Here is a 10,484-nt window from a genome sequence, read left to right on the forward strand (position 1 = left end):
CACCAATGATACCGAAGTGACAATTAACGCGATCGCTGCTTAACTAGCACAACGGATCACGGGGTGGCCTTTTCTTACACCACTCCCATGGACGCGGCCGGCCGGGGATCAGCCGTCTGATCGAGATGTGCGTCGGCCACCCTGATCGTCATTCTCGACGGACATGTTCTCCAGCGGAAAGCGGATGTGCCCGTGGGCGTCGCGGGTGAAGACCTGCCGACCCGGCCCCGTCACCCTTATGACCGGTGGACGTGGGTGGATCAGTCTTGCTCGGCGGTGTCGATGCGCCGTTGGAGTCGGGTGTTGATGCGCTTGGCTTCGGCGAGTTGGTCTTCCAGGATGATGATGCGGCAGGCCGCTTCGAGTGCGGTGCCCTGGTCGACCAGGTCGCGGGCGCGTTGGGCCAGGCGCAACTGGTAGCGGGAGTAGCGGCGGTGGCCGCCGGCCGACCGTTGCGGGACGAACAGCTTGGCGGCGTCCAGGCCGCGCAGGAACCCCGGGGTGACACCGAGGAGCTCGGCGGCCCGGCCCATGCTGTAGGCGGGGTAGTCCTCGTCGTCGAGCTTGTCGTTCAGCCTGCTGTCGGGCTCGGTGCCGGGCTCGGTATCGGAGCCGTCCTGCGGTTCGGGATCGTCCGGCACCGGACTGGGCTGGGCGGTGTCCGGGGCAGGGTCTGGGGCAGGGTGTGCCGGGTGTGTGCCGGATCTAATCGGGTGAGGTACTTCCACAAGCCCTTCCGTACTGTCGTCGTCGAGTGTCCGTGCTGGACGCAGGCCGGATGTTCGGGCGCAGGCCGTGGGGAGACGACGGGGCCCCGGCGCCGAAGTGGGGCGCCGGGGCCATGAGGTACAACACCATCATCCGGCACTGTGACCGGTTGACTTCCGCGCTGGCCGCCCGAGGCGGGGGCGCGGGGATCGCGGATGCGTGACCGTAGACCACCGTCCAATCTGTGGGGCTGCGGTACCCGTGCGGCGTGACTGGAGCCTGCGACGGGCGATCCCGATGGTGCCGAGACTCTCCTTCCGTGTTCTCTCTACCTTCTCTACCTGCGTTTCCTGCGTTGCAGCGACATGCCTTCGTGCTGCCGGCGACCCGTTGGCCGCCGGACGCGAAGCCGGCTGCCGGAGTCCCTTCCACTGCGTTGACCCCGGCACGCCCGGCTCGCGTCATCCATTGGTGCGAGCAGTTCGTCATCTGCCGCGTCTCATGGACTTGTTCCTCGTCTATGACAAGAAGTGTACCCCGTGCTGCCGCGAATATCTACCTCGGTCGGCACAGGTTTTCTCGGGTCGGCCGATGCGGTTGTCTGCCCAGGGCGCGCGGACCCGACGATCGGGCCGGGTGCTTGATGGACGCCTCGGGCGGCGCGAAGGGGGCTTCAGGTGGCCGTGAAGGGGCCGTGAGGAATGAGCCGTGAGGGAGGGGCCCGGCTTGCCCGGGTTGGTGTGCGGTGTCTTCTCAGTCGAGCTCGACGCGGCTCTAGCAGGGGGTGTTGGGGTGTTTGGGGTAGTCGAAGAGGCGGGTTCCGGCGTAGGTCTGGCCGGTGATGCGGTAGTGATGTGCGGCTTCGCCGGTGGGGTGGTCTGGGCCGATGTCGACGGTGTCGGCGCGTGTCCAGACGCCGTTGACCTTGTGGTCGATGTAGTAGGCGAACTCGTTGAAGTCCTCGGCGGAGGAGACGAAGGTGTTGGTGATGGTCAGGGAACGGCGGTGGGCCGTCAGCGATGGCGCGATGTCGAGGCTCTGGTCCTTCCAGCGGTAGGTGGGCTCAACGGGTAGGGGCTGCCATACCCCGGCGCGGGTCCGTCCCAGGGTGACGGCGGCGGTTTGCGTGGCGATGCCCGCGTCCAGGCGGCGGGTCAGGCGTACTCCCGTGTTGGCCGGGTCGATGGTCACGGTGAATCGGCTGGACCCGCCTGGGCCGAAGGCTCGGCCGTCGTCGGTGACGGGGCATCCGGGGGGCGGGGTGCGGTGTCCGGTGGAGGGCCTGGTGCGGGCCGGTTCTGGGGCGCCCAGGACGGAGGTGAGCACACCGGCCGTCACCGCCGTGGCGACCAGCGCGATGACGAGGCCGATGCGCCGCCAGACGTGCGGCCTGCCATCCGTTTCGGTGTTGCTCCGCTGGGGCGGCTGGTCGGGGACGGGGGCCGGTGGCTCACGATTGAGGGGTTCGGTGGGGTTGGTGCTCGCGGGTTCGGTCGTGTCCGGGGTACCGACCGGGCGGCTCTGAACGATCGCCACCCGCTCCCAGGCCCGCTCCCAGTGCGGCAGGTGGTCGTCGGACACCTGGCAGGCCCGCAGGAACGCCCTCATCACCGCCTTCTTGGGGAACCGGCGGCCGGCGAGGATGTCCGCGCACGTGGCACGCGGTAGTCGGGTTCCGCCCGCCTTGTCCGCCAGCTTCTCCAGTTCCCGCAGCGACACGTCGGCCCGCGTGTGCTGTTCGGCCAGGAGCCTGGCCAGCCCTTGCAGACAGGTCACCGATTCCAGTTCGGCCCCGGGCCCTGGTCGCGGGTCCTCCTCCGCCGGTGCGTGACCGGATCCTTCATGCCGCCCCGTCATGCCGTGCCCCTTCGTCCATCCCTGACCGGGCTGATGACCTCAGCCTGCACAGGCCCATGTTCACAGGAAGTGATGGGTCATGACGTACGGTGGCCGGAACTTGGTCACGGACTGTCCGGGAGTGGTCGCCGTCCGGATCGACCTCGGGCTGGTCTTGGACGGATCCGTCCGCCGTCCTGTTGGCCATCGGGCCCATCGGAGTCTGCTGACCCAGGGGCGCCGACCGGCCGCCTCCCCGAGGGATCCGGCGTCGGGCAACGCCCGTCTCAGCCCGCTCCCGAAGGTTGATCACGACAGGATGGAGACACGATGCACGGCATCCGTTTCGGTCGGCCGGGGCCAGATCCTCTTTCTGGGAACGGCGACGCCCCGGGGCCTGGCACCGAAGGCCGGATGCGGGAGCGGCGCATACTGAGCGTCCACCTGCACTTGGACGGGACGGTCGTCGCCACGGCGGCGACCGCCGCGGTGCTGCCGTACCAGGGCGTCGACATCGAGCACGCCGAGGCCCTGGTCAGCCTCGCCGTCCTCGCCGCGGGGCTGCTGACCAGGCGAGACGCCGACCACTAGGCCGAGCGGGCTCGGTCCAGCCGGCCGCTGACATCGTTCGGCTTAATCGTTCGGCTTATAGGACGCCCCGGGCGGTGAGGAGGGATTTGAGGCGGTCGTGAGGGAGGGACGGGGAGCGGTGACCGTCCCGGCCGATCATGGTGCGGGCGGCGAGGAGGGCGTTCAGGACGGCCTCCTCGACCGACTGGACGACCGCCTCGTAGAACGGGTCGATGCGGTTCCAGGGGATGAACCGCATCGTCTCGTAGTCCTCCTCGCCCGTGGGGAATCCGCTGGTCAGCGCGCCCGGGTTGGCGGTGGAGAAGGCGAGGAAGATGTCGCCGGAGGAATGCTGGCCGAAGGTGCCCGTCCGGGCGAGGCCGAGCGGGACGCGGCGCGCGAGGGCCGTGCACTGGCCCGGCAGCAGGGGCGCGTCGGTGCCGACGAGCACGATGACCGAACCCGCGCCGGCCAGGCCCAGCCAGTCGGTGTCCTGCATGGGGTTGTCGTCGGCCAGGGCGGCGCCGACGGGCACCCCGCACACCGTGAGCTGGGCGCGGGTACCGAAGTTGGCCTGCACGAACGTCCCGACGGTGTAGGTCCGCGAGGCGTACCGGACCTGGCGGGAGGAGGTGCCGTTGCCGCCCTTGTAGCCGTAGCAGTTCATGCCCGTCCCGCCGCCGGCCGAGCCCTCGGGGACGGGGCCGCCGCGCGCCGCGTCGATGGCGGCGACGGCGTGCTCGGGACGGACGTGGTCGCCGTCGATGTCGTTGAGGTAGCCGTCCCAGGTCTCGGCGACCACCGGCAGCGCCCACTCGCGGCCGTCGGGCCGCTCGCGGTGGGCCCACGCGATCGCGCCGCGGTGGCAGGCGCCGACCGCGTGCGTGTTGGTGACCAGGACGGGCAGCGTCAGCGCGCCGGTCTCGGCGATCCAGTGCGCGCCGGTCATCTCGCCGTTGCCGTTCAGCGAGTACATCCCGGCGGCGCACGGGACGGTCGCGTCGGCCCGGCCGCGGGGCAGCACCGCGGTGACGCCGGTGCGGACGGGACCCTCGCCAGGACGCAGCGGGCCGTCCCCGGAGATGAGGGTGGTGACGCCGACCTCCACCCCGGGGACGTCGGTAATGGCGTTGAGCGGGCCGGGCGTCCCCGGCAGCGGCAGGCCGAACGTGCGGGCGCGGGTCATCGGTCTCCTTCGGGGAGGGGACGGGCTCCTTCAGGGAGGGGTCGGTCCCTGTCGGGGAGGGCCAGGTCTCCTTCGGGGAGGGGACGGGCTCCTTCGGGGAGGGGCAGGGCGCAGCCGGTGGCGTCGGCGGCGTAGGAGCGCAGCAGCCGCTCGGCGTTCGGGGCGTCGACGGCGGGCACGGCCATCACGATGTGGAGTCCGTAGCCGTCCTCCAGCGCGACGATGTTGCGGGCGATGGTCGCGGCGTCGCGGGTCAGGGTGAACGCGCCCGCGGCGGCGCCGGCCTCCAGTATCGCGGCGTAGATGCCGACCTGCCGCTCGAACAGCCGGATGTGCTCGGCGGCGTAGGACGGGTCGCGGCGGGCGACGGTCCCGAGCTCGTAGAGCAGGACGCACAGCTCGTCCCCGGGGCCGGACGGCAGGCCGCTGTGGATCATGACGGCCAGCCGGCGGCGCGGGTCGGGCTCGGACCGCACCGCCTCCTCGCGCGCGGCGCAGAACCGGTCGACGGCCTCGCGCTGCACCTCGCGCAGCAGGTCGGTGAGGGTCGGGAAGTAGTACAGGACCGAGCCGGACGACATTCGCGCCCGCTCGGCGACGTCGCGCAGCCGCAGGTCGAGCATGCCCCGTTCGACCACCGCGCGGCGCGCGGCGGCGACGAGGTCGGCGCGCCGTTCGTGGGCTCTGCTGGGACGGGCCATGACCGACATTGTCTGAACGATCTTCAGACAATGCAAGTCAAGGGTCCGGCCCCATCAGGCGAAACCAGAACGTTACCGGCCGAGTCCTTGACCTGGGGGACGGCTGTTCTTTGATACTCGTTCAAAGAATTTTCGTCGAGGAGGCGCCCATGGCCGCTCCTGAAGTCCACTCCCCCGCCGCGCCCGGCCGGCCCCCCGCACTGCACCGGGGGCTGAAGACGGTCGGTGCCCTGCTCATCGTGCTGTCCGCGGTCACGCCCGCGTCCTCGGTCTTCGTCGTGGCGCCCGGGGTGATCGCGCAGGCGGGCACCGGCGCGTTCTGGAGCTTCGCCGCCGCCGGAGTCGTCGGCGTCTTCATGGCGTTCGTGTACGCCGAGCTGTCGTCGGCGTACCCGCTGACGGGCGGCGAGTACGCGATCGTCGGGCGCACGCTCGGGCGGCTGCCCGGGTTCGTCGTGCTGGGGCTCATCCTGATCACGCAGCTGCTGATCCTGGCGGTGATCGCGCTCGGCGTCGGCACCTATCTCGGGGTGCTCGTGGACGGGCTGAACGGGCCGGTCGCCGCGGCGGTCACGGTGCTCCTGGCGACCGTCGTCGCGATCTTCGATATCAAGGTGAACGCGCTGGTCACCGGGATCTTCCTGGCGATCGAGATGATCGCCCTGCTGGTGCTGGCCGGGCTCGGGTTCCTGCACGTGGAGCGGCCGTTCACCGATCTGCTCGCGCATCCGGTCGTGGCGGGGGACGGCGGGGGCCTCGCCGCCACGTCGGCCGGGCTGATCGCGGCGGCGACCGCGGTCGCGATCTTCTCCTACAACGGGTACGGCTCGGCGGTGTACTTCGGCGAGGAGACCCACGACGCGCGGCGGGCCGTGGCCCGGACGATCCTGTGGGCGCTCGGCATCACGGTGGCGGCGGAGCTCGTCCCCATCACCGCCGTCCTGCTCGGTGCCCCGGACCTGGACAAGCTCCTCCACTCGGACACGATGCTGGAGTACTTCATCACCGAACGCGGCGGCGACACCCTCAACACGGTGATCAGCCTGGCCATCGCGCTCGCGATCCTCAACGCGGTGATCGCCATCATGCTGCTCACCGCCCGGCTGGTCTTCAGCTCGGGCCGGGACGGCACCTGGTCGCCGCGCGTCGACAAGGCGCTCACCGCGCTCCACCCCCGGTTCGGCACGCCGTGGGTCGCGACGGTCCTGGCCGGCGTGCTGGGCGCGGCCGCGTGCTTCCTGGACGAGAAGTTCCTGCTGGTCGTCACCGGAACGTCCCTCGTGGTGGTGTACGGGTCGCTGTGCCTCGCGGTGATCGCCGGGCGGCGCAACGGGACGACCGCGCACGCCGAGTACCGCATGCCGCTGTTCCCGGTCGCGCCGGTGGCGGCGCTGGCCGCGCTCGTGTACGTGATCTACCAGAACGCCAAGGACCCGGAGGTCGGCCGCCCGAGCCTGTTCGTCACCGCCGGGGTGATCGTCCTCGCCACGGCCTACTTCGGCCTGGTCCTGCGCCGCCGCGGCGGCTGGCACCTGCGCGGCGCCGACGACGACTGACCCCGCCCGGCCGCATTTCCCAACGTCACAGCCCAACGTCACAGCCCCGCGTCACGCCCCCGCGCCTCGGTGCCGCCACTGATCGGCGGCACCCGGGCGCGGGTGTGAACGGGCTTCGGTTGTCGGGCTTTGACCACAGGTCGGCTAGGCGTTCTCGTCTTGGGGGAGGTGGGCCTTGGCGTCGTCGTAGGTGCCGGTCGGGGCGTTGTCGTCCAGGGTGTAGACGAGGTGGACGACGCCGGTGGTGAACGTCGTGGACGACAGGAGCTTCAGCGGCAGCGGCGTCCGGTCGTCCTCGAACAGGCGCTGGCCCTTGCGCACGGCGATCGGGTGGACGAGGAGGTGCAGTTCGTCGAGGAGGCCCTCGGCCAGGAGGCGGCGGACCAGCGAGATGGATCCGCTCATCCCGATGTCGGAGGTGCCCGGCTCGTTCTTCAGCGCGGTCACCGCCTCGATGAGGTCGCCCTGGAGCTGCTCGGAGTTGCGCCAGGTGAACTCGAGCTTCTGGTTGGAGACGACGACCTTGCGGGCGTCCCCGAGCGCCTTGGCCATGCCGGCGTCCTCGCCGCCGGCCGTCTCGCGGTCGGGCCACGCGCCCGCGAAGCTGTCGTAGGTCTTGCGGCCGAGGAGGATGGTGTCGGCCGAGCCGAGCTGCGCGTCGACGGCCCGTCCCATCTCGTCGTTGAAGTACGGGAAGTGCCAGTCCTGCGGGTCCTCGATGACCCCGTCGAGCGAGATGAACAGCCCCGCGGTGATCTTTCGCATTCGATGCTCCTTGGCCCCGTTGATCGGCCGGCCCTGTCATGGCGGGTCGGCCTCGTCATGGCGGGACGGCCCTGTCATGGTGGTCGGCGTTGTCGGTACTAGTCGGCGTTGTCGTGGTGCTCCCTGGCTGTGACCAGTCTCGGACCCGGAACTCATCGCCGTCCCACGAATCTCCCCCGGCGCTCCGCTCTCATTCCCGATAGACGATATGTCCGGTTTCGGCAATCTTTGGGGGACGTGTGGACGCGGCCGTCCGGGGCGGCGACCGTGTGGGGCACGACGACCCGATCAAGGGAGCTCCCATGCGACGGACCCTGACTCGTGCCGCGCTCGCGAGGCTGCCGGCGGCGACCGCGGTGGCCGCGACCGTGCTGGCCGCGACCGTGCTGGCCGCGACTGCGGCGACTGCGCTGGCATCTGTGCCGGTAGCGGCCGCGGACTCGCCCCACGGACTCTCGAAATGCCCTCCGAACTCACTGTGCGGCTGGTCGGGACCCAGGTTCGAGGGCTCGTTGACGACGTTCAGGGCGGGCGGAGGGTGCCAGAAGGCGCCCTTCCCCCTTCAGTCGATCGCCAACAGTCATCCGGGCGGGATCGGAATCGATGTCATCCTCAGCGCGTACGCGGGGCCGGACTGCACCGGCGCGTACCTCGGTACGGCTTACCGTGGCGATTACCTGCCGTTCCTCCCTCAGCCCGCGCTCAGCGTCCACTCCGCATGGTGACGGCGCGGCCCCGCACCGCAAAAGGCCCCGACGATATTCTTTTCTCCGTTTTCACCCGCTTTTCGATCACGTGGCTATAGTTCTCGTCTCAGGAGGGTGAAAGCCGTGGCGGCGGCGCGGCACCCGGAAGCGAAGGGCTCGGCGTAGATATGTCGCAGGACCGGCTCGACCAGACCGATCTGCAGACCGACCGGCCGCATTCGGCGCGGGTCTACGACTACATCATGGGCGGCAAGGACAACTTCGCCGCCGACCGGGAGACGGCGGCGCAGGTCCTGGCGGACTGGCCGGGGCTGCGCACCTCGATGCTCGCCAACCGGGCCTGCATGCACCGGATGGCGCGGTACTTCACCGGTCTCGGGGTGCGGCAGTTCGTGGACGTCGGCACGGGCATCCCGTCCTCGCCGAACCTGCACGAGGTCGTCCAGGAGACGGTGCCGGACGCGAGGATCGTCTATGTGGACAACGATCCGATCGTCCTCGCTCACGCGCGGGCGCTGCTGACGAGCACGCCCGTGGGCCGTACCGCCTACATCCAGGCCGACCTGCGCTCCCCGGACGAGCTTCTCGGCGACCCCGTCCTGCACGAGACCGTCGACCTCACCGAGCCGGTAGCCCTCACCGTCATCGCGATGCTCCAGTTCGTGGAGGACGCGCAAAGCCTGGTGGAGGCGCTCCTCGCACCGCTCGCGTCCGGCAGCTACCTGGCCGTCACCATCCCCACCGGTGACCTCGCCCCGGAGTCGGAGCGCCTGGCCAGCGAGTACACCCGCCGTGGCATCCCCATGTACCTGCGTGGCCGCTCCGAGGTGGAGGCTCTCTTCAGCGGTCTGGAGCTTCTGCCCCCTGGGGTGGTCCCGATGCCCCGCTGGAACCCTGCTCCCGGCGACGAGCCGCTTCCCGACACCGCGACCAACATGTTCGCCGCCGCCGCACGTAAGCCATAGCGAAGCCCCTCACCGGACTGCGCCGCTCACCTCCCTGGGCCCGTCCCAGGGAGGACGCCGTCCCGGCGCAGGCGCTCGGCGGTACGGCGCAGCCGGGCGGTCAACTCCCCCGTGTCCGCCACCGGGACGCCGCCGCGCACCACCGCGCGCCCGGCGCTCGCCGATCGCGGGATCCATCGTCAGGAGCGTCGCGCCGCGCAGTAGGGTCCGTTCGCCATTCGCCATTCGCCATCGTCGGGTCCCTTCCAGCATGCGGACGTGACCTCCACCGTGCCGCGAACCCACCTCGGACTGTCATTTGGAGGATGGAACGCGCGGATTTCCGACGTGATGCCGCCGTTGTGCGGTTGCTCTCGACATCGGAGGTGTCTCAGGAGGCCGCGATGGCGTCCAGGACGTTCAGGCGCGCCGCTCGCGCGGCCGGGACCACCGCGGCGGCCACGCCCGCGAGCACCGCGGCCACGGTGATCACGATGATCGGGAGCCACGGGACCGCCAGGGTGTCGTGGGGCAGCGCGGCGCCCCACGCCGCGCCGAGGAGCAGCCCTTCCGCGGCGCCGAACAGGGCCAGGAGCACCGACTCCAGCGCGATCGTCCGGCGCAGCCCGCGCCGGGACAGGCCCACGGCGCGCAGCAGCCCGATCTCCCGGGTGCGTTCGGTCACCGCCAGGGCCAGCGTGTTGGCCACGCCGAGCAGCGCGATCACGATCGCGACGGCCAGCAGCGCGTACACCAGGGCCAGCATGCCGTCCGTCCGGTGCCGGACGAACGCCTTGTAGGCGGTGCGGTCCTGCACGGTGACCTGCGGGTATCCGGCGAGCGCGGACTTCAGGGCGGCGCCGGTCCGGGCCGCGTCGGCGCCGGGCGCCAGCGTGACGTAGAGGGTCGAGTCCGACGCGTCCGGGGCCAGGACGGCGAGCGTCGCCAGGCTGACCGTCGGCGCGGCGCGGTAGCGTCCGGCGGTCGTGCCGGGCGGCTCGGCCCGCTGGATCGCACCGATCCGCAGCGGCCGGGCCGGGCCGCCGGGGGCCTGCACGGTGACGGTGTCGCCGAGCCCGGCGCGGAGGTTCCGCGCGACCTCGTCCACCATGATCAGCTCGCCCGCGGCGACGGCCCGCTCGGCAGAGCCCGCCGTGTAGACCTGGCGCGTCATCCGGGTGAAACCGGGTTCGGCGCCGTACACCTTCAGCTGGACGCGTCCGCCCGGGGCGGTCAGCGTCGCCGGGACGATCCGTTCCCGCCCCACCCGCGCGACGCCCGGGACGCGTCCGGCGGCGGCGGACACCTCGCCGCCGAAGTGCGCCTCCGAGCGCCGTCCGCCGACGGTGAAGTCGGCGCCCAGCGTCCGGTCCGCGTTCGCGGCGGACGAGGCGGCGGCCGACGCCACCGTCACCGCCATCGCCGTGGCCACCGCGACACCGGCCATCAGCGCCCCGGCCGTGGCCGCCGCCCGGCGCGGGTCGCGCAGGACGTTCGCGCGGGCCAGCCGG

10 protein-coding genes are annotated in these 10,484 nt (G+C 71.2%); 4 read left to right on the forward strand and 6 right to left on the reverse strand.

All coding sequences use genetic code 11. The features are described from left to right. Window positions 1-260: 260 nt before the first annotated feature. Window positions 261-533 (reverse strand): MerR family transcriptional regulator, encoded by a 273-nt coding sequence (locus E1291_RS33820; RefSeq protein ID WP_131742149.1) that lies wholly within the window; start codon window positions 531-533, stop codon window positions 261-263. Between the two features lie 949 nt (window positions 534-1,482). Then, window positions 1,483-2,484: a helix-turn-helix domain-containing protein gene (locus tag E1291_RS33825; protein ID WP_131742141.1), complete on the reverse strand. Its 1,002-nt coding sequence runs from the start codon at window positions 2,482-2,484 to the stop codon at window positions 1,483-1,485. 474 nt (window positions 2,485-2,958) lie between these two features. Between E1291_RS33825 and E1291_RS42540 the strand changes: the two genes are divergently transcribed. Next, on the forward strand, window positions 2,959-3,135 hold the full coding sequence (locus E1291_RS42540; protein WP_165495417.1) for a hypothetical protein: 177 nt from the start codon (window positions 2,959-2,961) through the stop codon (window positions 3,133-3,135). Window positions 3,136-3,190: 55 nt separating this feature from the next. On the opposite strand, the gene E1291_RS33830 is transcribed toward E1291_RS42540, so the two are convergent. Beyond that, window positions 3,191-4,300, reverse strand: a complete 1,110-nt coding sequence (locus tag E1291_RS33830; RefSeq protein ID WP_131742142.1) for a DmpA family aminopeptidase — start codon at window positions 4,298-4,300, stop codon at window positions 3,191-3,193. After that, window positions 4,297-5,001, reverse strand: coding sequence for a TetR/AcrR family transcriptional regulator (locus E1291_RS33835; protein WP_131742143.1), 705 nt, complete (start codon window positions 4,999-5,001; stop codon window positions 4,297-4,299). The genes E1291_RS33830 and E1291_RS33835 overlap by 4 nt, the downstream gene beginning before the upstream one ends. 149 nt (window positions 5,002-5,150) lie before the next feature. On the opposite strand from E1291_RS33835, the gene E1291_RS33840 reads away from it, so the two are divergent. Then, complete coding sequence (locus E1291_RS33840) at window positions 5,151-6,557, forward strand: APC family permease (protein ID WP_131742144.1); 1,407 nt, start codon at window positions 5,151-5,153, stop codon at window positions 6,555-6,557. A gap of 144 nt (window positions 6,558-6,701) precedes the next feature. On the opposite strand, the gene E1291_RS33845 is transcribed toward E1291_RS33840, so the two are convergent. Further along, window positions 6,702-7,322, reverse strand: a complete 621-nt coding sequence (locus E1291_RS33845; RefSeq protein ID WP_131742145.1) for a dihydrofolate reductase family protein — start codon at window positions 7,320-7,322, stop codon at window positions 6,702-6,704. Between the two features lie 302 nt (window positions 7,323-7,624). On the opposite strand from E1291_RS33845, the gene E1291_RS33850 reads away from it, so the two are divergent. Together E1291_RS33850 and E1291_RS33855 are read left to right on the forward strand one after the other, a co-directional pair. Then, window positions 7,625-8,047 carry a hypothetical protein gene (locus E1291_RS33850; RefSeq protein ID WP_131742146.1) on the forward strand — a complete coding sequence of 141 codons (423 nt, stop codon included), beginning with the start codon at window positions 7,625-7,627 and terminating at the stop codon, window positions 8,045-8,047. Between the two features lie 149 nt (window positions 8,048-8,196). Continuing rightward, entirely contained in the window at window positions 8,197-8,994 is a 798-nt protein-coding gene (locus tag E1291_RS33855) for an SAM-dependent methyltransferase (protein ID WP_131742147.1), read from the forward strand. A 370-nt stretch (window positions 8,995-9,364) separates the two neighbouring features. Here the strand turns inward: E1291_RS33855 and E1291_RS33860 are convergent. Then, window positions 9,365-10,484 (reverse strand): ABC transporter permease (locus tag E1291_RS33860; protein WP_131742148.1); only part of this gene is annotated, 1,120 nt, incomplete at its 5' end.

It is taken from the genome of Actinomadura roseirufa, from assembly GCF_900659635.1.
In the GTDB taxonomy this organism is placed as follows: Bacteria; Actinomycetota; Actinomycetes; order Streptosporangiales; family Streptosporangiaceae; genus Spirillospora; species Spirillospora roseirufa.